This window comes from Corynebacterium sp. HMSC064E10 (assembly GCF_001812505.1).
Classification (GTDB): Bacteria; Actinomycetota; Actinomycetes; order Mycobacteriales; family Mycobacteriaceae; genus Corynebacterium; species Corynebacterium amycolatum.
In genome coordinates, this window is the sequence record NZ_KV809173.1 from 714,398 (window position 1) to 736,170 (window position 21,773).

At 59.5% G+C, this 21,773-nt stretch carries 19 protein-coding genes and 2 tRNA genes; 7 read left to right on the forward strand and 14 right to left on the reverse strand.

Annotation, left to right across the window (positions count from 1 at the left end; translation table 11 throughout):
• Positions 1 to 223: 223 nt before the first annotated feature.
• From ndk to HMPREF2860_RS04940, 5 genes are all read right to left on the reverse strand, one after another.
• Positions 224 to 634 carry a nucleoside-diphosphate kinase gene (gene ndk / locus HMPREF2860_RS04920; RefSeq protein WP_038629458.1) on the reverse strand — a complete coding sequence of 137 codons (411 nt, stop codon included), beginning with the start codon at positions 632 to 634 and terminating at the stop codon, positions 224 to 226.
• A 99-nt stretch (positions 635 to 733) separates the two neighbouring features.
• Positions 734 to 1,249, reverse strand: coding sequence for a DUF4233 domain-containing protein (locus tag HMPREF2860_RS04925; protein ID WP_016422309.1), 516 nt, complete (start codon positions 1,247 to 1,249; stop codon positions 734 to 736).
• On the reverse strand, positions 1,246 to 2,751 hold the full coding sequence (locus HMPREF2860_RS04930; protein WP_187402728.1) for a bifunctional tetrahydrofolate synthase/dihydrofolate synthase: 1,506 nt from the start codon (positions 2,749 to 2,751) through the stop codon (positions 1,246 to 1,248). The genes HMPREF2860_RS04925 and HMPREF2860_RS04930 overlap by 4 nt, the downstream gene beginning before the upstream one ends.
• 224 nt (positions 2,752 to 2,975) lie before the next feature.
• Positions 2,976 to 5,711: a valine--tRNA ligase gene (locus HMPREF2860_RS04935; protein WP_038628102.1), complete on the reverse strand. Its 2,736-nt coding sequence runs from the start codon at positions 5,709 to 5,711 to the stop codon at positions 2,976 to 2,978.
• A 216-nt stretch (positions 5,712 to 5,927) separates the two neighbouring features.
• Entirely contained in the window at positions 5,928 to 6,911 is a 984-nt protein-coding gene (locus HMPREF2860_RS04940; RefSeq protein WP_038628100.1) for a malate dehydrogenase, read from the reverse strand.
• Between the two features lie 230 nt (positions 6,912 to 7,141).
• Between HMPREF2860_RS04940 and HMPREF2860_RS04945 the strand changes: the two genes are divergently transcribed.
• Complete coding sequence (locus HMPREF2860_RS04945; protein WP_038628098.1) at positions 7,142 to 7,927, forward strand: TetR/AcrR family transcriptional regulator; 786 nt, start codon at positions 7,142 to 7,144, stop codon at positions 7,925 to 7,927.
• 62 nt (positions 7,928 to 7,989) lie between these two features.
• On the opposite strand, the gene clpX is transcribed toward HMPREF2860_RS04945, so the two are convergent.
• From clpX to HMPREF2860_RS04970, 5 genes are all read right to left on the reverse strand, one after another.
• Positions 7,990 to 9,252 carry an ATP-dependent Clp protease ATP-binding subunit ClpX gene (clpX, locus tag HMPREF2860_RS04950; protein ID WP_038628096.1) on the reverse strand — a complete coding sequence of 421 codons (1,263 nt, stop codon included), beginning with the start codon at positions 9,250 to 9,252 and terminating at the stop codon, positions 7,990 to 7,992.
• Positions 9,253 to 9,425: 173 nt separating this feature from the next.
• Positions 9,426 to 10,049, reverse strand: a complete 624-nt coding sequence (locus HMPREF2860_RS04955) for an ATP-dependent Clp protease proteolytic subunit (protein WP_369707172.1) — start codon at positions 10,047 to 10,049, stop codon at positions 9,426 to 9,428.
• Between the two features lie 46 nt (positions 10,050 to 10,095).
• A complete protein-coding gene (locus HMPREF2860_RS04960) occupies positions 10,096 to 10,668 on the reverse strand; it encodes an ATP-dependent Clp protease proteolytic subunit (protein WP_016422302.1) in 573 nt (190 codons plus the stop codon).
• Between the two features lie 140 nt (positions 10,669 to 10,808).
• Positions 10,809 to 12,272, reverse strand: coding sequence for a trigger factor (tig, locus tag HMPREF2860_RS04965; protein WP_141737472.1), 1,464 nt, complete (start codon positions 12,270 to 12,272; stop codon positions 10,809 to 10,811).
• Positions 12,245 to 12,321 (reverse strand) — tRNA-Pro (locus HMPREF2860_RS04970). Before HMPREF2860_RS04970 ends, tig begins: the two co-directional genes overlap by 28 nt.
• A gap of 562 nt (positions 12,322 to 12,883) precedes the next feature.
• Here HMPREF2860_RS04970 and HMPREF2860_RS04975 point away from each other — a divergent pair.
• The 3 genes from HMPREF2860_RS04975 to HMPREF2860_RS04985 all read left to right on the forward strand — a co-directional run bounded on the left by HMPREF2860_RS04975 (position 12,884) and on the right by HMPREF2860_RS04985 (position 14,331).
• A tRNA-Gly gene (locus HMPREF2860_RS04975) sits at positions 12,884 to 12,958 on the forward strand.
• Positions 12,959 to 13,068: 110 nt separating this feature from the next.
• Complete coding sequence (locus tag HMPREF2860_RS04980; RefSeq protein WP_038628093.1) at positions 13,069 to 13,302, forward strand: hypothetical protein; 234 nt, start codon at positions 13,069 to 13,071, stop codon at positions 13,300 to 13,302.
• Between the two features lie 147 nt (positions 13,303 to 13,449).
• Positions 13,450 to 14,331: a hypothetical protein gene (locus tag HMPREF2860_RS04985; RefSeq protein ID WP_070628631.1), complete on the forward strand. Its 882-nt coding sequence runs from the start codon at positions 13,450 to 13,452 to the stop codon at positions 14,329 to 14,331.
• A gap of 16 nt (positions 14,332 to 14,347) precedes the next feature.
• On the opposite strand, the gene HMPREF2860_RS04990 is transcribed toward HMPREF2860_RS04985, so the two are convergent.
• Together HMPREF2860_RS04990 and HMPREF2860_RS04995 are read right to left on the reverse strand one after the other, a co-directional pair.
• On the reverse strand, positions 14,348 to 14,965 hold the full coding sequence (locus tag HMPREF2860_RS04990) for a DJ-1/PfpI family protein (RefSeq protein WP_038628087.1): 618 nt from the start codon (positions 14,963 to 14,965) through the stop codon (positions 14,348 to 14,350).
• 102 nt (positions 14,966 to 15,067) lie between these two features.
• A complete protein-coding gene (locus HMPREF2860_RS04995) occupies positions 15,068 to 15,541 on the reverse strand; it encodes a ribose-5-phosphate isomerase (protein ID WP_005511109.1) in 474 nt (157 codons plus the stop codon).
• A 228-nt stretch (positions 15,542 to 15,769) separates the two neighbouring features.
• On the opposite strand from HMPREF2860_RS04995, the gene HMPREF2860_RS05000 reads away from it, so the two are divergent.
• The gene (locus HMPREF2860_RS05000) at positions 15,770 to 16,975 is read left to right on the forward strand and encodes a TIGR04053 family radical SAM/SPASM domain-containing protein (RefSeq protein ID WP_070628632.1); all 1,206 of its coding nucleotides are present in this window, start codon (positions 15,770 to 15,772) and stop codon (positions 16,973 to 16,975) included.
• A 27-nt stretch (positions 16,976 to 17,002) separates the two neighbouring features.
• Here the strand turns inward: HMPREF2860_RS05000 and HMPREF2860_RS05005 are convergent, their stop codons facing one another.
• On the reverse strand, positions 17,003 to 17,647 hold the full coding sequence (locus HMPREF2860_RS05005; RefSeq protein ID WP_070628633.1) for a mycothiol-dependent nitroreductase Rv2466c family protein: 645 nt from the start codon (positions 17,645 to 17,647) through the stop codon (positions 17,003 to 17,005).
• Between the two features lie 129 nt (positions 17,648 to 17,776).
• On the opposite strand from HMPREF2860_RS05005, the gene pepN reads away from it, so the two are divergent.
• Together pepN and HMPREF2860_RS05015 are read left to right on the forward strand one after the other, a co-directional pair.
• Positions 17,777 to 20,479, forward strand: a complete 2,703-nt coding sequence (gene pepN, locus HMPREF2860_RS05010; RefSeq protein WP_070628634.1) for an aminopeptidase N — start codon at positions 17,777 to 17,779, stop codon at positions 20,477 to 20,479.
• Between the two features lie 67 nt (positions 20,480 to 20,546).
• The gene (locus HMPREF2860_RS05015; protein WP_038628076.1) at positions 20,547 to 20,945 is read left to right on the forward strand and encodes a globin; all 399 of its coding nucleotides are present in this window, start codon (positions 20,547 to 20,549) and stop codon (positions 20,943 to 20,945) included.
• 19 nt (positions 20,946 to 20,964) lie between these two features.
• Here HMPREF2860_RS05015 and HMPREF2860_RS05020 read toward each other — a convergent pair whose 3' ends face one another.
• The gene (locus HMPREF2860_RS05020) at positions 20,965 to 21,771 is read right to left on the reverse strand and encodes a DUF8185 domain-containing protein (RefSeq protein ID WP_038628073.1); all 807 of its coding nucleotides are present in this window, start codon (positions 21,769 to 21,771) and stop codon (positions 20,965 to 20,967) included.
• Positions 21,772 to 21,773: the final 2 nt, after the last annotated feature.

The following is a 21,773-nucleotide window of genomic DNA, read 5'->3' on the forward strand; positions in this document are numbered from 1 at the left end:
GTTACTGACTGCGTTTATGACAAAAATAGCTCGAAAAATGGCCGAAAGTGTCAGAAACTCGCACAGTTTCACATTTGCAGCCTGTGCCCGCATTCACACGTACAGCCCGCTGAAGGGCCACCCCACGGTCGTCGACAAGCAAAAAGCGCCGGACCGGCAAACAATTGCTTGCTCAGTTCGGCGCCAGTTCAACGCTTACGGGTCAATGCTGAACCGTCAACGTTTAGAGGTTCGGGAACCAAATACCAATCTCGCGCTCAGCGGACTCCGGGGAATCAGAACCGTGAACAACGTTGTTAGCAACCTCAAGTGCGAAGTCACCGCGGATGGAGCCCGGAGTTGCGGCCTCAACCGGGTTGGTGCCGCCAGCGAGCTGACGCCAAGCAGCGATTGCGTTCGGGCCCTCGATAACACCAGCGACCAGCGGTGCAGAGGTGATGAAATCAACCAGCTCACCAAAGAACGGCTTATCGACGTGCTCTGCGTAGTGCTCCTTCGCAGTTGCCTCGTCAGCAACACGGAGGTCAAGCGCGACCAGCTTCAGGCCCTTGCGCTCGATGCGGGAGATAACTTCGCCGACCAGACCGCGGGAAACGCCGTCCGGCTTGATCAGAATAAGAGTACGTTCAGTCATGGTGTGCATCATACTATGACAAACCCCGCTGCACCGGAGTGGTGGTGCAGCGGGGTGAAATGTGCAGCGTAACCCAGCGCGACTACGAGCGCGGGAGATCTACGAGTGCTGGGTGGTCAACAGACCGCGCTCCATACGCTGGATGAGGTTCTTCCGCAGGTGCAGAATGTAGGCCCACACTAGTGCGAAGAAGATACCCACCACGCCCATCGACACGTGTGTGAAAATAGCCAGCACACCAAAGACCTGCAGTACAATGTTGGCCTTCAGCGCCCAGGGCTGCTTCTGCAGGAAAGCCATCGCAATCAGAGCCAGGCCCAGGATGGTGATGTACGTAACCGAGAAGGTCTGGTTAATCTGACCGTCGGGAATGCGCGTGACCACAGTCAGACCAAGCAGCACCGAGATAGCCTGCATGATCAGCGTGCCGGACATAACACCGCGCAGACCCTTCAGCGGGTCCTTAGCCGGATCGTGTCCCGCACCGAGCGGACCATACTTGCCGCCCTCACTCAGGTCACGCCCCTCGCGGTAGGCGCGCAGGGCCTCGCGGTCGGCAGCGGTGTAATCCTCCGCGCCATTGCCCTGTGGCTGGCTCGCCTGAGATTCGCTCATTGCGGGTCCTTTCCAAATAGTGTCCGGGCCTCGCCCGCGGTAACAACAGATCCAGTGACAATCACGCCGGAACCAGAGACAATACCGTCACCGGTGTCGGTTTCCTCAGCCAGCGCGACAGCTAGCTCAACGGCGGACGGCAGAGTGGGCACGCGATGCACGCGCTCCTCGCCGAAAATCTCCTCCGCAAGGTCAGCCAGGTCGTCGTAGTGCAGCGCACGCGGCGAGGTGTTCTGGGTGATTACCACTTCTTCGAAGTACGGCTCCAGCTCCACCAGCAGCCCACGAGCGTCCTTCTCCCCCAACACCGACAGCACACCGATGACACGGCGGAAGTCGAACTCAGCGGAGAGCGCCGTGCGTAGCGCACGGGCACCGTGAGGATTGTGGGCGGCATCGATAAACACCGTCGGGGTCGAACGCACGCGCTCCAGGCGGCCGGGCGATGCGACCGTCGCAAAGCCTTCGCGAACCGCATCAATGTTGAGCGGACGTCCCGGACCTGCGCCGAAGAACGCCTCCACCGCGGCCAGCGCTGTGGCGGCGTTGCGCGCCTGATGCGGACCGTGCAGTGGCAGATGGATATCGTCATACTCGCCGGCCAGGCCCTTGAGCGTCAGGTTCTGCCCGCCGACCGCCAGCTGATGGCTGACGACGCCATACTCAACCCCAGCACGGGCGACCGAGGCATCCATTTCCACGGCACGGCGCAAAACGACGTCCATTGCTTCCGGTTCCTGCTCGCCAACAATGGCGACATTGTCCGGTGGCGTGAGCAGGTCGTCCTTGTTCCACCGCGACTTGATGATGCCGGCCTTCTCAGCAGCGATTTCAGCCAGGGTATCGCCGAGGTACTCCGTGTGATCGAGACCGATCGGGCAGATGACTGCCACGTCGGCCTCCACCACATTGGTCGCATCCCATGTGCCGCCCATGCCGACTTCCACCACGGCGACATCGACAGGAGCGTCGGCGAAGGCAGCGTAGGCCATGGCCGTGAGCACCTCGAACTTGCTCATCTGCGGGCCGCCCTTTTCGGCGGACTTGGCATCAACCATTTCCACGTAGGGCTGAATCTCGCGCCAGATGCGCACGTAGTCGCGTGGATGGATGGGCTGGCCATCAATGGCGATGCGCTCGGTAACCAGCTGCAGATGCGGACTGGTGGTGCGGCCAGTGCGCCGACCGAGAGCGCGCACCAGCGACTCAATCATGCGAACAGTGGAAGTCTTGCCATTAGTGCCGGCAACGTGAATCACCGGAGTGGCACGCTCGGGATGGCCAAGGATGTCCATCAGCATCTCGATCCGCTCGAGTGATGGGTCAATCTTGGTCTCCGGCCAACGCTGATCCAGCTCGGCTTCCACCTCTGCGAGCTCGCGCAGCTCCTCGGCGGTGGCCTCCAGCGGAGCCGGCTCATTGACTGGGCGGTCCACATCGACCGGCAGACTCAGGCCTTCCTCGGATACGGAGACCTCACCGAGGCGCATGTCATCGGGCATGCGGTCATCGGCCATCACACCGGCGATTTCGCGAGGCTCAAGGTCCTCGACAATCTGGGAGTCAGTCGGATCGAATTCGAACTCAGGCGCTGCGGTGGACTCTTCTCGCGCTGCAGTCTCATCTTGCGTCACCGATTCGTCTTCGCCGCCGAGATTCAAACGAATCTCCCCTGCAATCTCATCGTGTGATTCAGCACCCCGAGGTTCGATATCCCGTGGTTCGGTCATGCCTGCGGAAGTCCCTCCAAACGAGCCTTAATGCGGTCAATTTCCTCCAGTGCGAACTGGTGGCGAGTCTTGATCTTCTCCACGACCTGCTCCGGAGCCTTGGACAGGAAGGCCTCGTTGCCGAGCTTCTTCTCGGTGCCGGCCAGTTCCTTCTCGGCCTTGGCCAGGTCTTTTTCCAGGCGCTTGCGTTCAGCGGCCACATCGACGGTGCCGGAGGTATCCAGCTCTATCAGGACCGTGGCCTGAGACAGGCGCACCTCAATGGAAGCGGTAGCGGTGAATCCATCCTCCGGTGCCTCAGCACGAGCCAGCGAACGAATCATCTCTTCCTGAGCAGTCAGATCAGCATCCGCCAGGTTCATGCGTGCCGGCACGCGCTGCGACGGCTTCACACCCTGGTCATTGCGGAAACGACGCAGCTCGGTGACCAACTTCTGGGCATCGGCAATACGACGTGCGGCAACCTCGTCGACAGCAGCGCCGTCGGTGGTCATGGTGGCATCCGGCCAGGCGGAAATAACCAGAGAGTCCTCGAAGCCCTCCGCGCCGTCGGTAAGCGCCTTCCATAGCGTCTCCGTGACGAACGGCATGGACGGGTGCAGCAGACGCAGCAGCGTATCCAGCACGCGGCCGAGAACCAGACGAGTGGAGGCTGCGCGGGCGGCCTGCTCCTCGGTCATGGTCTCGCCGTCGTTCAGGCGCGGGAAGTCAACCTTGGTCATCTCCAGGTACCAGTCACAGACCTCGTCCCATGCGAAGTGGTAAAGGGCCTCGTTGGCCTTGGAGAACTCGTACTTATCCAGCGCAGCGTCAACCTCGGCGCGGACCTGTTCCAGGCGGTCCAGGATCCAGCGGTCGGTGTCGGTGAGCTGGTCGCGGTCCGGCAGCTCGCCCACGTGGGCCCCGTTCATCAGCGCAAAGCGGGTGGCGTTGAACAGCTTGGTAGCGAAGTTACGGGAGCTCTGAGCGGCGTCATTACCGACCGGCAGGTCAGAGCCCGGGTTAGCGCCACGCGCCAGCGTGAAGCGAAGTGCGTCCGCACCGTAGTCGCGGACCCAGTCCAGCGGGTCAATGCCATTGCCGAGAGACTTCGACATCTTGCGACCCTGCTCATCGCGGACCAGACCGTGCAGGAAGACATCCTTAAACGGCACCTGCGGACGACCGTCGCGCCCCTTACCCAGCGGTGAATCAGCCAGGGTGGCAGCAAAGGTCGAGAACATCATCATGCGCGCGACCCAGAAGAACAGAATGTCATAGCCGGTGACCAGTACAGATGTCGGGTAGAACTTCTCCAGCTCTGGGGTGGCTTCCGGCCAACCCATCGTGGAAAACGGCCACAGCGCAGACGAGAACCAGGTATCCAGCACGTCCGGATCCTGCGTCCAGCCCTCGCCCGTCGGAACCTCATCATCCGGGCCGACACAGACGACCTCGCCATTCGGGCCGTACCAAATCGGGATGCGGTGGCCCCACCACAGCTGGCGGGAAATACACCAGTCGTGCATGTCATCGACCCAATCGAACCAGCGCGGCTCCTGCGAAGCTGGGTGAATAACCGTGTCGCCCTCGCGAACAGCATCGCCAGACATCTTGGCCAGCTCATCGACCTTAACGAACCACTGCAGGCTCAGCAGCGGCTCAATCGGCTCACCCGAGCGCTCCGAGTGACCGACCGAGTGAACGTACGGGCGGACCTCCTTGACAATGCGCCCCTGCTCACGCAGCGCCTCCGTCAGCGCAGTACGGGCTTCCGCACGATCCATGCCGTCGAAACGCGTACCAGTGTTGAAGATACGGCCAGTGGTATCAATGACCTCCGGCATATCCAGGTCGTGGCGCTGGCCCATGGCGAAGTCATTTGGATCGTGTGCCGGCGTGATCTTCACCGCACCGGTACCGAACTCGCGGTCCACATAGTCATCGGCGATGACCTGAATCTTCAGGTCCTCGCGGAACGGGTGGTCCAAAACCTTGCCCACCAGGTGCGTGTAGCGCTCATCCTCCGGGTGCACGGCAATTGCCACGTCGCCCAGCATCGTCTCCACACGAGTCGTCGCCACAACAATGGAGTCTTCCCCATCGCCGTAGCGGAAGGAGACGAGCTCGCCTTCAGCGTCCTCGTACTTGACCTCAATATCCGAGATTGCGGTCTGCAGCACCGGAGACCAGTTGACCATACGCTTGGCGCGGTAGATTAGGCCGCGGTCAAACAGTTCCTTAAAAATCGTCTGAACCGCACGAGACAGCCCCTCGTCCAGAGTGAAGCGCTCACGGGACCAATCCAGGGAGTCACCAATCTGGCGCATCTGGTTGCCGATACGTCCGCCGTAATCGTGCTTCCACTCCCAGACCTTCTCCACGAACTCCTCACGGCCATAATCGAAGCGGTCCTTGCCTTCGGACTCCTTCAGCATCGCCTCGACCTTGGTCTGCGTTGCGATACCCGCGTGGTCCATACCCGGCAGCCACAGCACCTCGTAGCCCTGCATGCGCTTACGGCGCACCAGCGCATCCATCAAAGTGTGGTCCAGTGCGTGGCCCATGTGCAGCTGACCCGTCACATTCGGCGGGGGCAGCACAATAGAGTAAGCCGGCTTGGAGCTAGACGGATCAGCCTCGAAATAGCCAGCGTCTACCCAGCCCTGGTACAGGTCCGACTCCACGTCAGCCGGGTTCCACGACTTGGGCAACTTATCTGCTCTGTTTAGGTCCACGTTGTTCTCAGTCACGCGTCACATCTTAGCGCCTTGCCCGGATTTGTTTTTCCAGGGGCTTTACGACGACCCTTGCGCCCCAACCCATATCTGCTATCGGCGACTTACGCACCGCCGAATTCAAGCTTTACTCACTCCCCGAGCCCATCCGCGATTACCGCAGTAAATGAAAAGGTGCCCTCTTGCGAAACCATCACAAGAGGGCACCTTTAAACAGGCGTTAAGCGGCCCTTAGACCAGCAGATCCTTAACTGCGTCGCGCTCTTCGCGCAGTGCCTTGACGTTGCGCTCGATGCCAGCGCGCTGCACCTCGGAGAGATCCAGGCCCTCAACGCGAACCCACTCGCCGTCCTTGGCGTAGCACGGAACACCAGCGACCAAGCCCTCGTCGATGCCGTAGGAGCCGTCGGACGGAAGTGCGACAGAGACCCACTCGCCCTCTGGGGTACCCGTGACCCAGTCACGCATGTGGTCAACTGCGGCAGCTGCAGCGGAAGCTGCGGAAGAGGAACCGCGGACCTCGATGATTTCTGCGCCACGCTTGGCGACGCGCGGGATGAAGTCCTGCTCGACCCATGCAGCGTCAACCTTGTCGGAGACCTTCTCGCCTGCAATGGTGGCGTAGGTGATGTCCGGGAACTGGTCTGCGGAGTGGTTACCCCAGACGATCATGTTCTTAATCTCAGTGGTCGGAACACCAATCTTTTGCGACAGCTGGGACAGGGAACGGTTGTGGTCCAGGCGCATCATAGCGGTGAAGCGCTCTGCCGGGATGTCCTTAGCGTGGGAAGCGGCAATCATGGTGTTGGTGTTAGCCGGGTTGCCGACAACCAGAACCTTGATGTCGTCTGCTGCGTGATCGTTCAGTGCCGCGCCCTGCGGGCCGAAGATCTTGCCGTTGGCGCCCAGCAGTGCGGAGCGCTCCTCACCCTTGCCACGCGGCTTTGCACCGACCAGGAATGCGGCGTTGGCACCGTCGAATGCCTTTGCCGGATCATCGGTGATGTTGATGCCAGTCAAAAGTGGGAAGGCGGAGTCAAACAGCTCCATGGCGACGCCTTCGGTGGCGTGCAGCGCCGGAGTGATCTCCAGCAGGTTCAACTCAACCGGGGTCTCAGGGCCGAAAACCGAACCGCTGGCAATGCGGAAGAGCAGGGAGTAAGCGATCTGTCCGGCGGCGCCGGTAACTGCAACCTTTACGGGAGTCTTGTTCACTACAGGCCTTTCTCGAGAGAGAATCAATTCGCTGCCCACTCTAATGCGACTGCGGAATTGGCGCAGACGGGGGCGACGGGCTCAGTACAATTCTGAAAAACGGATAGCATTAGGCATGACTTACGGTCGTGTACTCATTTCACTAGAAAGAAGTCCGCGACTGACCAATTTCACCCCCGTTAGATAGCCAAAACCCCGTAGTCGCTCTCTAGTCCAAGCAAAGGATTTTCATGAAGTCTCCAGGCTCCTCTGATGCAATCCCCCATGCAGTCTTGGTGGCAGCACTTCAAGAATTCACCGCAAAGGGGTATGCAGATGCCCGTCTGGATGCCATTGCTGCCGCCTCTGGTGTCTCCAAGCGCATGCTTCACTACCACTGTGGTGACAAGATGGGACTCTACAGGGCGACGTGGGCACATGTGCTGGAGACCGTAAGGCCTGACGACGACGCCCTGCGTCCGCACTCCAATGTGCCGGTGGAAGCCCTGCAGCATGTAGTCGGCGTTATCTACGACTATTTCTCGGCGAACCCACTCGCCGTACGGTTCATCATCCAGGAAAACCTGCATCCGGTCCTCCCACTTGAAGGCGTGACTGGGCTTGGTGGTCAGAGCCCTATTGTTTTGGAGTTTGACCGCATCTTGTTGCTCGGCCGCGATTACGGTGCATTCCGCACTGACATTTCCGCACTTGATCTTTATATTCTCGTGCTGTCGCTGGCCACCTTCCCCACCCTGCACCAACGGACTTTTGAAAACCTCTACGGCATTGAAATGCAATCGACGGTGCTGTCGGACAAGCTGCGTGAGTTCGCACAGGACACCGTGACCAGCCTGTTGACATCCTCGCCTCGCAACGAACCGGGAAGCTCGTACACTTCCCTGCTGGCCTCCCATGGTGCGAACTCGTCCGCACTTGGCGCAGAGGTCTATGGCGATCAGCCCAACCCAGAGACTCAGGACTTGGCTGCTGATGATGCCCCGGATTACCGCGACATCTACGGCATGGACGACTAGGGCTCCATACAGACACCAAAACCCGGTTAGAGCAGGCGCTCTAACCGGGTTTTCAGCTACCTTTACGCAGTCTTCTTGTTCTCGCTACGTTCAACGAGTTCCGGCGCTGCACCGTCCGTGATGCACTCCTTGTGGACAATGACCTCCGCGACGTCGTCACGCTCTGGGACTTCGAACATCACGGGAACCAAGATTTCTTCCATGATGCCGCGCAGACCACGGGCGCCGGTATTGCGGCTAATCGCCTTGGCAGCAATGGCGCGCAGTGCCTCGTCGTCGATGGTGAGGCGCACACCGTCCATGTCGAACAGGTGCTGGTACTGGCGGACCAGGGAGTTCTTGGGCTCAGTGAGTACGCGAACCAGCGCATCCTCATCGAGGTTGGTGACCGATGCGATGACGGGCAGGCGACCAATGAACTCAGGAATCAGGCCGAATCGAACGAGGTCCTCCGGCAGCACGTCGCGGAATGGATCCTTCATGTCCGCGTCGTTAGCCGAGGTGACATCTGCGCCGAAGCCCAGCCCCTTCTTGCCGACACGCTCCTGCACGACCTTCTCCAGACCGGCAAACGCACCGGCAACGATGAACAGGACATTGGAGGTGTCGAACTGAATGAACTCCTGGTTCGGCAGCTTGCGCCCACCCTGCGGGGGCACGGCGGCTACGGTTCCCTCGAGAATCTTCAGCAGCGCCTGCTGCACACCTTCACCGGAGACATCGCGGGTGATGGAGGTGTTTTCAGACTTGCGCGAGATCTTGTCAATCTCATCGACGTAAATGATGCCGCGCTGTGCCTTCTCGACGTCGAAATCAGTAGCTTGCAGCAGCTTCAACAGGATGTTCTCCACATCCTCACCGACATAGCCGGCCTCGGTCAGGCTGGTGGCGTCAGCGATTGCGAACGGCACATCCAGCTTGCGAGCCAGCGTCTGTGCCAGGTAAGTCTTGCCACAGCCGGTCGGCCCCAGCAGGAGAATGTTCGACTTTTGCAGCTCGACGTCGTTGTCCGACTTGGTCTCCGCAGCACGAAGGCGCTTGTAGTGGTTGTAGACCGCGACGGCCAGCGTGCGCTTTGCCATGTCCTGGCCGATGACATACTCATCGAGGAAGTCGCGAATTTCCAGCGGACGCGGCAGGCGGTCGTCGTTGCCAGTTGCCTCGCCGCCGGTGTTAAGCTCCTCTTCAATAATCTCGTTGCAGAGCTCGATGCACTCATTACAGATGTACACACCAGGTCCGGCAATCAGCTTTTTGACCTGCTTCTGACTCTTTCCACAGAAAGAGCACTTCAGCAAATCCGCACTTTCTTGCATACGCGCCATGAGGCTCCCGCCGCCGCCTTTCCGCATCGTTGCCAATAACTGCTTCAGACCAGCCTACCGTGAGTGTGCGCAAATACCGGCTTCCACGCCAAGGACGAGGCGAATTTCACGCGATCTCGCCCGGCGCTTTACGACGGCCAGTGCGCAGCACTCCAAAGAGACCATGTCCCCTTTTAGGCGTTGTGCTTGCGGTACTCGAAGACCTGGTCGATGATGCCGTACTCGACGGCCTCTTCAGCGGTTAGGATCTTGTCACGGTCGGTGTCCTTGCGGATCTGCTCTGCAGTGCGACCGGAGTGGCGAGCCAACGTCTCCTCCATCAGCTTGCGCATGCGCTCGATTTCGTTCGCCTGAATCTCCAGGTCGGAAACCTGACCCTGGATGCCCTGGGTAGCCGGCTGGTGAATGAGCACGCGCGCATTCGGCAGAGCTGCACGCTTACCCGGTGCACCTGCAGCGAGCAGCACAGCTGCCGCGGAGGCAGCCTGGCCCAGGCACACGGTCTGCACGTCGGGACGCACGTACTGCATCGTGTCGTAGATGGCCATCAGCGAGGTGAAGGAGCCGCCTGGGGAATTGATGTACATCGTGATGTCACGATCCGGGTCCAGGCCCTCAAGCACCAGCAACTGCGCCATGATGTCGTTAGCGGCGGTGTCATCGACCTGGGAGCCGAGGAAGATAATGCGCTCTTCGAAGAGCTTGTTGTATGGGTTGGATTCCTTAGCACCAAAGCTGGAGTGCTCCACGAAAGAAGGAAGCACGTAGCGCGACTGCGGCATCTGCATATTGTTCATCTCCATGTTGATTAAATCGCCTCTAATTATTCGCTACTGTCCGCTTTTAGCGTGCGGTGTCCTTGAGAGCGGTCACGACGTGGTCAACCAGGCCGTATTCCTTAGCCTCAGCTGCGGTAAACCAGCGGTCGCGGTCCGAGTCTTCCTCAATGCGCTCGACCGGCTGACCGGTGTGCTGCGCAATCAGACGAGCCATCTCCTTCTTGGTGGCAGCGAACTGCTCAGCCTGAATGGTGATGTCGGATGCGGTACCGCCAATACCTGCAGATGGCTGGTGCATCATAATGCGGGCGTGCGGCAGTGCGTAACGCTTGCCCTTAGCACCTGCGGCGAGCAGGAACTGGCCCATGGAAGCTGCCAAGCCCATGCCGTAGGTAGCCACGTCGCACGGAACAAACTGCATGGTGTCGTAAATGGCCATGCCGGCGGTGACGGAGCCACCCGGGGAGTTAATGTACAGCGAGATATCCGCCTCCGGGTCCTCAGCTGCCAGGAGCAGCATCTGACCGCAGAGCTTGTTGGCAATCTCGTCGTCGACCTGCTCACCCAGCCAAATAATGCGCTCCTTGAGCAGCTTGTCGAAAACTGTGTTCGTCGACATCTGGGCGTTATCGCTCATCTGTGTACTCCTTCTTCGTACGTGTGCGAGTTTGTCGTTCACTAGAGGGTAACGAAAAGGGCCGTCCCTTTGTTTCAGGAACGGCCCTTGTTCGCTATAAGCGTTGCAGCATAAGGAATGCGTCGCGCTAACGGCGGGGCTTACTCAGCCGAGTTGTCCTCAGCCTTGTCGGACTCAGCCTTCTCAGCCTCAGCTTCGACCTCACCGAAGTACTCGTTCAGATCGATTTCGTTGCCCTCGGTGTCCTTGGCGGAAGCCTTCAGGATCGAGGTGGCCAGAGCCTTGCCGCGGCGAACGTCTGCAAACAGGTTGCCGAGCTGGCCGGACTGCTGAATCTGCTGGATGAACTGGTTCGGGTCCATGCCGTAGGACTGAGCAGTGAACAGGATGTGGTCGGTGAGCTCCTGCTGGGAAACATCCGGCTGGATCTCTTCAGCCAGTGCGTCCAGGAACAGCTGGGTGCGGACAGCTTCCTCAGCGGACTTCTTGGAGTCCTCGTCGAACTGCTCGCGGGTGGTGCCCTGAGCCTCCAGCATGGAGTTCAGAACCTTCTCGTCGCCACCGAACTGACCCAGCAGCTGCTGCAGCTGGCCCTCGACCTGCTCCTTGACAACACCCTCCGGCAGAGCGATGGTGGTCTGCTCCATAGCGGCAGCCAAAACCTTGTCGCGAACCTGCTGAGCCTGCTCACCCTTCTTGGTGTTCTCGACCTGGCGGGCCAGGTCTTCCTTCAGCTCCTCGATGGTGTCGAACTCGGAAGCCATCTGAGCGAAGTCGTCGTCAGCTTCCGGCAGCTCGCGGACCTTGACGGACTGAACGGTAACGGTGACCTGAGCGTCCTCGCCCTCGTGCTCGCCAGCAACCAGCTTGGTGGTGAACTCCTTGGACTCGCCCTGGGACAGGCCGACAACAGCCTCGTCCAGGCCGTCGATCAGGTCGTCGGAGCCAACCTGGTAGGACAACCCCTCAGTGGAAGCCTCTTCCAGCTCTTCGCCGTCGATGGTGGCGGACAGGTCGATGGAGACGAAGTCGTCCTTCTCGACTGCGCGCTCGACGCCGGTCAGGGTGCCGAAGCGAGCGAGCAGGTTCTGCAGCTCAGCCTCAACAGCTTCCTCGTCGGCGACCAGCGGGTCAACCTCAACTGCGATGTCCTCGAACTTCGGCAGCTCAATCTCCGGGCGAACGTCAACCTCAGCGGTGAACTCAACGAGCTCGCCATCTTCCAGCTTGGTGATGTCAACCTCAGGCTGACCGATAACCTTCAGGTCCTCCTCGCGAACGACCTCGTCGTAGCGGGACGGAACCATGTCGTTGAGCACCTGCTCCAGGATTGGGCCGCGGCCGAAGCGGGCCTCAATCAGCTTTGCCGGTGCCTTGCCCTTACGGAAGCCCGGAATCTGGACCTGCTGAGCCAGTGCCTTGTAGGCGTTGTCGAACTCTGGCTTCAGCTCATCAAACGGGACCTCGACGGTAATCTTCACTCGGGTCTCATTGAGCTTCTCAACGGAAGACTTCACTGGTGCACTCTCCTGCAACTCGATGATTAATTCATAGACCACGGGAGTGCCCGTGATACTGGTCGGGGTAGCGGGATTTGAACCCACGGCCTTCCGCTCCCAAAGCGGACGCGCTACCAAGCTGCGCCATACCCCGTATGCGTCATTCGAAACCTAGCAGAAACCCCTTTGGAGCATCTGCACCGGGGCCCTCATAGTCGCGAAATCGCGTTTCCACAACGGACCCGTATAGATTTACCTGACGATTAATGAAATCACAAAACCACACGTTTAACCAGGCTAATGCTCTGTCTGAAAACGCTTTACGACGCCATCGAGAGCCAACCTGCCAACTACTACTGGTTTCATGAAATCCATGCATATCACCGGGCGTTTGCATCACCTCGGCACTGCTTTTGGCGGCCTCGTTTACTGCAAACACTCCATTCGTCGGCCGACTCCCCAAAGAAGCCTCTCAAACGACTGCCCCTTTGTTGAGTCGTGTGACAGTGTAATCAACGGCTATACGCCTGTTTCACATACCCCACGTTGCTTTAGCTTCATTTTCTGTTTTTCCCGGCCACAGCCACTTTTCTTTAAAGCCTTCGAGAAAAACCTGGCATCGATTTTTGTATGTGCGCTTTAACGGGTTAATATGCCTTGTACCGAGACACGGTCTGGTGGAGACGATTGAGTTTCTAAGCCGGATTTCTGTCTATGGGGATGTCGTATAGTGGCTAATACCTCAGCCTTCCAAGCTGAAGACGCGGGTTCGATTCCCGTCATCCCCTCCACGTAACCGGGAGCTTTGCTCCCGGTTTTTGTTTTTTCCAAGCTGATGCCCGGGGCCAGAAATTCTTCTGCCCTCTGTTCAGGATCCAGTGCCACAGGTACTCTGGGCACCATGAAGCCCACCATTATCGATGCCGATACTGGACACGAACTATGGACCGCGGTCGAATGCGCTGCTTTTTCCGGCACTGCACGTGGCACTTTCACCAGCTACGCTGGCCGCAAAAAGGCTCCTGAGCCCGTCGCGAAGCTTCATGGGTTGACCCTGTGGGATTCCGAAGAAGTTCGCGAATGGCACGCCAACCGGAGGAGCCGCACCCAGCACAACGATTCCACCGAGTCATAAAACCTGCCCAAAAGCCCATTCATTTCCTGGTTCCCGAGCTGCCTCTGTCGCACAGAGATGTCAGCTCGGGAACTTTTTGCGCTCTACATGCGTTGTTTCAAGTAATTACTAGCAATACTCGCAATTTCCTTTTTGGAGGCCTAGCCCATGGGGGCGTTAATCCTGATTGCTATCACCGTCGGCGGCGCAATTATCATCGCGTCGATGGCTCAAAACCGTTCTAACAGGGCCTTTGATGCCCGCCAGAACAATCAATTGGAAGACGCCGTCGCAGACGCCCGCCGATGGATTGAGCGGCTGGGCTCACAGGTACTGAACCTGGCTGGCACCGATTTGGCTTCCACGCAGGCTCTTGCTGACGCATCCGAGCGCTACAACGCCGCTTCCTCGCAGATTTCTACTGCACGCACCCCGGCACAGGCCCGGATGGCGCGCGAATCGGCGCTGGAAGGTCTGCACTACATCAATGCGGCTCGCGAAATTATGGGCTTGCCAGCGGGGCCGACACTGCCGCCGCTGGAGGGCCAGAAGGCCGCTGGTTCTGTGACCGAAACCCGCACCATTGAGCACGAAGGCCACTCGGTTACCGCCTCGCCATACGCCACCCCGGAAACCCCGAACTACTACCCCGGTGGCCGTGTCGCTGGCCGTCCGGTTCCAGCCGGTTGGTACTCCGAGCCCTGGTGGAAGTCCGCACTCCGCACCGGTGTCTGGACCGCAGGCTCAATGCTGCTATTCTCTACCCTCTTCCACGGTATGGCCGGCGTTGCCTACGGCGCTGATGAGTTCGCCAGCGGCATGGGCACCGGCGCCGATGACTTCGGCGGCACCGAGGACTTTGGAGCCGAAGACTTCGGTGGCGACGATTTCGGTGGAGATGACTTTGGCGGCGACTTCGGTGGCGGCGGTGCAGATGCCGGTGACGCAGGCGACGGTGGAGGTTTCTTCGACGGCCTCTTCGGTGGCGGCGACGGTGGCAGTGACGGTGGCGGATTCTTCGACGGCGGATTCGACGGTTTCGATATTTAGAAAGAGCCCGGCGCCGCTATTTCGCTAAATCCGCAAAAGGATCTACAGTGCCGTCTGTCTGGGGCCGATACTCAATTTTTCTGGCGGCGAATCGACCAGCTTCCTTGCCAAGGATGCTGCTAATTAAAGCAACAGCCATATCCATACCTGCTGCGACTCCTGATGAGCTCCAGCGATCTCCGTCTTCAACCCATCGAGCCGCTTTCACCCACGTCACTTCGTTTCCGAACGAGGTAGCCCAATCAAAAGCCAACTTATTACTAGTTGCCCGCTTTCCTTCAAGAAGCCCAGCCGCAGCAAGCAGTGCGGAACCTGTGCAAACCGATGCCACTAACCGCGCCCGGGATCCGAGGTTGTTGAGCCAGTCCAAAAACTCTGCATCCTCAACTAGTGTTCTACTCCCGGCTCCGCCAGGAACTAGAAGAATATCGACCGTTTCGAGGTCAGCGGCACAACGTGTGGCGATAACCTGCGCCCCCTGAGCGCTGGTTATCGGACCAGCAATGTTGGCGACATATTCGACCTCAATCTCTGGGACATGGCCAAAAAGGCCAACCGGTCCAAATACATCCAAGAGCTCGAACCCGGGGAATAGCACAACAGTTACTCGACGATGCGCTTCTGAAATTGTCATACGACAATTCATACTCCGCCTATACATAAAAATGGGCTGGTTCCAGAGTTTTCTGGAACCAGACCCTTTTATTCCTATCAACAGATAGCGAACAACAACCCTTTAAGCCTCCGGCAGCTCCGGAGCAACGCCAGTCTTCTCGTACTCTGCGAGGATGTCAATGCGGCGCTGGTGGCGCTCCTCCTCGCTCCACGGCTGGGAGACGAAAGCATCGACGATGGCCAGGGCTTCTTCCTCAGAGTGCATACGACCGCCAAGGCCAATCAGCTGAGCGTTGTTGTGCTCGCGGGCGAGCTTTGCGGTCTCCACCGACCAAGCCAGCGCACAACGAGCGCCCTTGACCTTGTTAGCAGCGATCTGCTCGCCGTTGCCGGAACCGCCGAGCACGATACCCAGGCTGCCCGGATCGGCGACGGTACGGGAAGCCGCCTCGATGCAGAATGCTGGGTAGTCATCTGCAGGGTCGTAGGTGTGAGCGCCGCAGTCTACGACGTCGTGGCCAGCCTTTTCCAGGTGGGCCTTAATCAGGTTCTTCATCTCAAAACCGGCGTGGTCTGCACCAAGGTAAATACGCATGGCAGCAAGTCTAGCGGTTCCCACGGATTAAACGGTGTCTGCACCCGTTTTAGGTATTGCTTGACGACGTCTCCTGCGCAGCCGAATAGGGTGAAAAGTGACTGTATTTGCGTCTCAGCATGTCTTCGAAACCGGAAATTGGGTGCTTTTACCGTGTCTCCTGCGCCGCAAGCTCACTTCCAAGTCGATCCGGAAGCTCATGGCTCCCATGGGCATCATCACGCACCGGTGGTGCGAACGGTTCGGCATGACATCAACAAGAAGCCATTTATCGTCATTTGGGAGGTCACGCGGGCTTGTGGCCTAGTCTGCAAGCACTGCCGCGCTGATGCGCAACATGAGCCGCATCCGCACCAGCTTTCGACCACCGAGGGCAAGATGCTGCTAGAGACCCTGGCGTCGTATAGCAAGCCGAAGCCTCTTGTGGTGCTCACCGGCGGCGATCCTTTTGAGCGTGATGACCTGGAAGAATTGGTGCGATTTGGCACTGAGCACGGCCTGAACATGTCGCTGTCGCCATCGGTGACACCGCGGCTGACGCCGGAGCGGATCAAGTCGTTGCGAGAGGCCGGCGGTAAGGCGATGTCAATGTCGCTCGATGGCGCGACTGCTAAGACGCATGACAAGTTCCGTGGTTTTTCGGGAACTTTTGAAAAGACGCTGGAGATGGCTCCGCACATCAACGAGGCCGGTTACCGACTGCAGATCAACTCGACCCTGACCAAGGGAAATATCCATGAGGCACCAGCGCTGCTGAAGACCGTCATGGAGATGCAAGCCAAGATGTGGTACGTCTTTTTCCTCGTCCCCACTGGTCGCGGTGCGGATTTGGGCGCTTTGTCGCCGGAGGAACGCGAGGATGTTCTGCACTGGTTGTCGGATGTGTCCAACCGAATTGCCATCAAGACGACGGAGGCGCCGCAGTATCGGCGCGTCGTTATGCAGCAGGAGGAGGCGATAGAAAAGGGGCTGCCACCCTATGAAGGCGGCGAGCTCTACCGCTACTTGACCGAGGAAACGACAAAGCTGCTCGGCGCTGTGCCGGAAAAGCCGCGCCGACCGCGCTCCCCGATGGCCGTCAATTCTGGTTCCGGTTTTGCCTTCATTGACCATATCGGCGATGTCTACCCCAATGGTTTCCTGCCGTTGCACTGCGGCAATGTGAAGGCCACACCATTCCAGGAAATCTATTCGAACTCGCCGGCTTTTAAGGCTCTCCGCGACCCGGACAATTGGCACGGCAAGTGCAGCGTCTGTGAATACCACAGCGTCTGTGGCGGATCCCGCTCGACGGCCTACGCGTTGACCGGGGATTACACGGCATCCGACCCGACCTGTATCTACATTCCGCCGCGGTGGGCTGCGATGAGCGAAGAAGAACGGCAGGCTTCCACCGGGCAGAATGCTGAAGCTGGGGCGGGTCAGCTCTCTTAGCCGCACGCCCCAGCTGCTACAGGTTTCTTAGTCGAAGCGCGGATCCTCAGTGCGAGAGCGGTTAATTTCGAAGAAATACGGGTAGCTGGCGACGGCAACCGAGCCGTCGAAAATCTTGCCGGCTTCTTCGCCGCGTGGGATACGGGTAAGCACCGGACCGAAGAAGGCAACGTCGTTGAGCTTGACCACCGGAGTGCCGACGTCGTTGCCGACCTCCTTCATGGCCTCTGCGTGGTTTTCACGCATGAGCTCATCAAACTCTGTGGTCAGAGCCTGGGCCAGACGCTCTTCCGGCAGGCCAACCTCTGCGAGGGTTTCCTTAATCAGCTCGTCGAATGCGTGCTCCGGCTCGTCGACATGCGCATGACGATCGATGCGGTTTTCGTTGTGAATCTTCGTGCCCAGCGCGGTGTAGAGCTTGTCGACGGCCTCCTGACCATCCTGGGAGAACACTGCATTAAACAGGCGTGCCGGGGTCCAGTTGCACTGCATCATGAACTTGTACTCTTCCGGCAGTTCGTCGCGGCCTTCATTGAGTACTGACAGGCTCATCGGCTTCCACTCGACCTCGATGTCGCGGACCTTTTCGACTTCCTTAATCCAGCGCGACGTCACCCAGCAAAACGGGCAGGAAACGTCGAAGTAGAAAGTGACCTTGTCTCGATTGCTCATGTGAAAGTCCTCCTAAATCATTGATTGACTTATCAACGACTATAGGGCGGAATTTTTCGGCTTGCATTCATGTTTTCCGCGCTCACTCAGAATCCTTCTCAAATCCGGGGTCGTGGTTACACTTGTCGCATGACTTCCACGAACCTAACCAGGACCGAGGCTGCCGACCGTGCGGCCATGCTCGAGGTGTCCCACTACGACATCTCTCTCGATCTCACCACCGCACCTGTCGGTGGGCCGCACAGCGCACCAACATTCGCTTCCAAGACCACAATTTCTCTGACGGCGAAGCGCGCTGGTTCCACCTTTATTGATCTGCGTGATGCTGTTGTTAAGAGTGTGACCATCGACGGCGTCGATGCCACGGAGGCCGCTCGCTATGCCAGCGAGACCGGCATTAACCTGGACCTGACCGACGGTGACCACACCATCGTTATCGACGCGGACTGCCGTTACACCAACAACGGCCAGGGAATTCACCGCTTCCAGGATCCTGCCGACGGCGAAACATACCTGTACTCGCAGTTTGAAACTGCCGACGCCAAGCGCGTGTTCGCCTGCTTTGACCAGCCGGATTTGAAGGCGACGTATTCAATCCACGTCGTGGCACCGAAGGGCTGGAAGGTTATTTCCAACTCGGTGGCCAAGACCGGCGCCACCACCGATGTCCACGGCAATGAGGCCGATACCTTCGACTTCTCGGTGGATGTTCCCCTGTCGACGTATCTCATCGCAGTCTGTGCGGGCCCATGGTACGAGGTCGCTGACTCGTGGACCGGCACTGTCGCACCGCACCCGGAAACCCCTGCCGAACACCAGCCGGAGGGCGAGCTGACCATTCCACTGGGGCTCTACTGCCGCCAGTCCATCGCCGAGTACCTCGACGCTGACACTCTGTTCAAGGAGACCAAGGAGGGCTTCGACTTCTACGCCAAACATTTCGGCGAGCCCTACCCGTTCGGTAAGTACGACCAGATCTTCTGCCCGGAGTACAACATGGGCGCGATGGAAAACGCCGGCTGTGTGACCATCCGCGACGAGTACGTCTTCCGCTCCAAGCCCACCCATTACCTCTACGAACGCCGCAACGACACCATCCTGCATGAGATGGCTCACATGTGGTTCGGCGATCTGGTCACCATGCAGTGGTGGGATGACCTCTGGCTCAATGAGTCCTTCGCCACCTGGTCGGCCGCCGCCGCTCAGGTCGAGGTTTCCGATTACAGCCACGCTTGGACCACTTTCGCCAACGTCGAAAAGGCCTGGGCCTACAAGCAAGATCAGCTACCGTCGACGCACCCGATTGCCGCCGACGCCAGCGACATTGACACCGTCGAGCAGAACTTCGACGGCATCACCTACGCCAAGGGCGCGTCCACCCTCAAGCAGCTGGCCGCCTACGTTGGTCAGGATGCTTTCCTCGCCGGTGCTCGTATGCACTTTGCCCGTCACCGCTTTGGCAATGCCACCTTCGCGGATCTGCTGGACGCGCTCTCCGAGGCTTCCGGTCGCGATCTGTCTGGCTGGGCCGATCAGTGGCTGACCACCACCGGTATCACCACCCTGGCACCGGACTTCCGCCAGTCGGCCGGTAAGTACACCTCCTTCGCAGTCACACAGGAAGGTGCCGAGCCGGGTGCCGGAGAACTCCGCGATCACCGAATCGCCGTGGGTATCTACAACCTGCGCGGCACCGAATCGGATGCCGTACTCGAGCGCACCAAGCGCGTGGAAATCGACGTCCGTGGTGCACGCACCGAAGTCCCAGAGCTGGTCGACACTCCAGTCGGCGATGTCGTGCTGGTTAACGACGACGACCTCACCTACAGCATGATCCGCTTGGACGAAGGCTCGCTTGCCACCGTCATCGACAACATCGGTGCCTTCACCGATTCAATGGCACGCACCCTGTGCTGGTCCGCTACCTGGCAGATGGTTCGCGCAGGTCAGATGCGCGCTCGCGACTTCGTCAACCTGGTGCTCCGCGGCATCCCGGGCGAGGACAAGCTCTCCGTCTTGGAGCGCGTCATCGCTCAGGCGGTCAGCGCCGTCAACGTCTACGCCGATCCACAGTGGGCTGATTCCACCGGCCGCGACCTGCTGGCTCAGGGCCTGTTGGACTACGCGAAGAAGGAAACCGACGCCGACCGCGCCCTGGTTTTCGTTAACGCTTTGACCACCGTGGGCTCGTCGAATAGCGACGTCGTTGACGCACTGCGCGCCATCTACGCTGGCGACGCAGACAAGGCTGGTTTCCCAGCTGTCACAGTAGACACCGACATGCAGTGGCGCGCCCTGAAGGCGCTGGTTTCCGCCGGTCTCGAAGGCGAGGAAGCCATCGCAAAGCTTGAAAAGACCGACAACTCGGCACTCGGTGCGCAGGCCGCCATCGCCTGCCGCGCCTCTGTGCCGACGCTCGCCAACAAGTCCCGCGTCTGGGCAGAGGCGACGGTCTCCGGCAACGATGCCCCGTCGAACCTTGTCATTCGCCACTTGCTGGCCGGCTTCAACGCGCCGGGCTCGGGTGAGGTGCTCGCACAGGCGCTTGACGACGACTCCCGCGCCACCATCAACGCGGAGCAGTCGGCGACTTCGCTGTCGGAGCACTTCTTCGCCGTTGCCAACAGCTGGTGGAAGCAGTTCTCCTCCGAGACGGCCCAGACTCTGCTCGAGGGCTTCTACCCCACCTGGGAGATCAGCGAGTCGGCAATTGCGGCCGCTCAGCGCCTGCTCGACAGCGATGAGACTGCGTCGCCGGTCAAGCGCATCATCTCTGAGCAGCAGTTCCTGGTGAAGCTCGCTCTTCGTGCCCGCGAGTTCGACGCGAAGTAGCAAGTGATTTCGGCCGGCACTTTGGCCGTTATCGTTTTCGTGGCATCAAGTCGATAGACTTGGTGCCATGACAACTTCTCAGACGCTCTTTGACTCCGTCGGCGGCGAGGATGTCTTCAATCGCATCGTCCATGGCTTTTACACGCGTATGCGTTCCGATGACCTCATCGGCCCGATGTACCCCAGCGATGACTGGGAGGGCGCCGAGGATCGACTCCGCATGTTCCTCGTCCAGTACTGGGGCGGGCCGCGTTCGTACAGCGAACAGCGTGGTCATCCGCGCCTGCGCATGCGCCACATGCCGTTTTCCATCGGCGAAGCCGAACGCGACCGCTGGCTGGAGATCATGAGCGCCTCACTCGCAGACATTTCCGATGAAGAGCTCCCCCGCCCTCAACGCGAAGCCATGTGGAATCACATGGTGCAGGTCGCTGACATGCTCATCAACCGCTTCGACGCGCAGTAGGAATTATGCTCCTACCCCGCTAGTTCAGCAGCGGCAGCACGCCAAAGGACTCGAGCGTAAAGATCGAGCCAAACCGCCCATCCAGCCGGTGCCACCGTCCCTTCGTGGACACGCGCACCGGCTCTTTTTCATCCGGTTGCTCCGGAATGAAGCCCATCGCACACAGCGCAAACACATCCCGCATGGTCACGTCCACCACGCTTTTCGACGTCTCCTGCGACTGCCCCTCCCCTGAGTCAACAGTGGCTTCACCGGCCTCGCCGCTGACAGTAAGAACCTTCTGATCTAGCAGAGATGGCGGCATACCCATGGGGCCGGAAGATTCCACCGCGACCGCGCGCCCCTGCTTCTCGAGAGTCCGGAAAGCAGTGGCCGGAACATAGTCGACAACCTGCCATCCTTCCGGAACTGGCAAGAATCCCGGCCAGGAGGACGCCGACTGCGCATGCACCCGGTACGGCAGCGCGGTGAGCGAAGCTTCCTTGTCCTCCGCATCGTCGGATGATTTTGCCTGCGCGAAGGCACGCACTGCGATGTCTTTAATCTCCGCGGCAGTGACGATGATGTCGTCGGGAAGCGCATGTAGCGCAATTGTGCGCATGGCGAGCGGGCCGATCGGGGTCTTCACCCATACCTGTGACATTGCTGGCGCAGCGGTGGGCTCGGGCGAGGAACTGATACCGGCGACGGTGGTGGTCTTTCGTGCGCGGATGCGAAGCAATGTGTTCTCGTCGAGGGCGTAGGCCTTATGGGCTAGGACGCCCAGATTCTTCAGGGCATCGGGAGTGCCGAAGGTCAGCTCGGCAGCGGGATGAGAAGTGGTCACGG

Excerpts from the sequence above, each read along its gene's own strand:
- ndk (WP_038629458.1), bottom strand. The coding sequence starts at position 634 with ATGACTGAACGTACTCTTATTCTGATCAAGCCGGACGGCGTTTCCCGC.
- HMPREF2860_RS04925 (WP_016422309.1), bottom strand. The coding sequence starts at position 1,249 with ATGAGCGAATCTCAGGCGAGCCAGCCACAGGGCAATGGCGCGGAGGAT.
- HMPREF2860_RS04930 (WP_187402728.1), bottom strand. The coding sequence starts at position 2,751 with ATGCCCGATGACATGCGCCTCGGTGAGGTCTCCGTATCCGAGGAAGGC.
- HMPREF2860_RS04945 (WP_038628098.1), top strand. The coding sequence starts at position 7,142 with ATGAAGTCTCCAGGCTCCTCTGATGCAATCCCCCATGCAGTCTTGGTG.
- clpX (WP_038628096.1), bottom strand. The coding sequence starts at position 9,252 with ATGGCGCGTATGCAAGAAAGTGCGGATTTGCTGAAGTGCTCTTTCTGT.
- HMPREF2860_RS04955 (WP_369707172.1), bottom strand. The coding sequence starts at position 10,049 with ATGAACAATATGCAGATGCCGCAGTCGCGCTACGTGCTTCCTTCTTTC.
- HMPREF2860_RS04960 (WP_016422302.1), bottom strand. The coding sequence starts at position 10,668 with ATGAGCGATAACGCCCAGATGTCGACGAACACAGTTTTCGACAAGCTG.
- HMPREF2860_RS04980 (WP_038628093.1), top strand. The coding sequence starts at position 13,069 with ATGAAGCCCACCATTATCGATGCCGATACTGGACACGAACTATGGACC.
- HMPREF2860_RS04985 (WP_070628631.1), top strand. The coding sequence starts at position 13,450 with ATGGGGGCGTTAATCCTGATTGCTATCACCGTCGGCGGCGCAATTATC.
- HMPREF2860_RS04990 (WP_038628087.1), bottom strand. The coding sequence starts at position 14,965 with ATGACAATTTCAGAAGCGCATCGTCGAGTAACTGTTGTGCTATTCCCC.
- HMPREF2860_RS04995 (WP_005511109.1), bottom strand. The coding sequence starts at position 15,541 with ATGCGTATTTACCTTGGTGCAGACCACGCCGGTTTTGAGATGAAGAAC.
- HMPREF2860_RS05005 (WP_070628633.1), bottom strand. The coding sequence starts at position 17,647 with ATGAGCAATCGAGACAAGGTCACTTTCTACTTCGACGTTTCCTGCCCG.
- pepN (WP_070628634.1), top strand. The coding sequence starts at position 17,777 with ATGACTTCCACGAACCTAACCAGGACCGAGGCTGCCGACCGTGCGGCC.
- HMPREF2860_RS05015 (WP_038628076.1), top strand. The coding sequence starts at position 20,547 with ATGACAACTTCTCAGACGCTCTTTGACTCCGTCGGCGGCGAGGATGTC.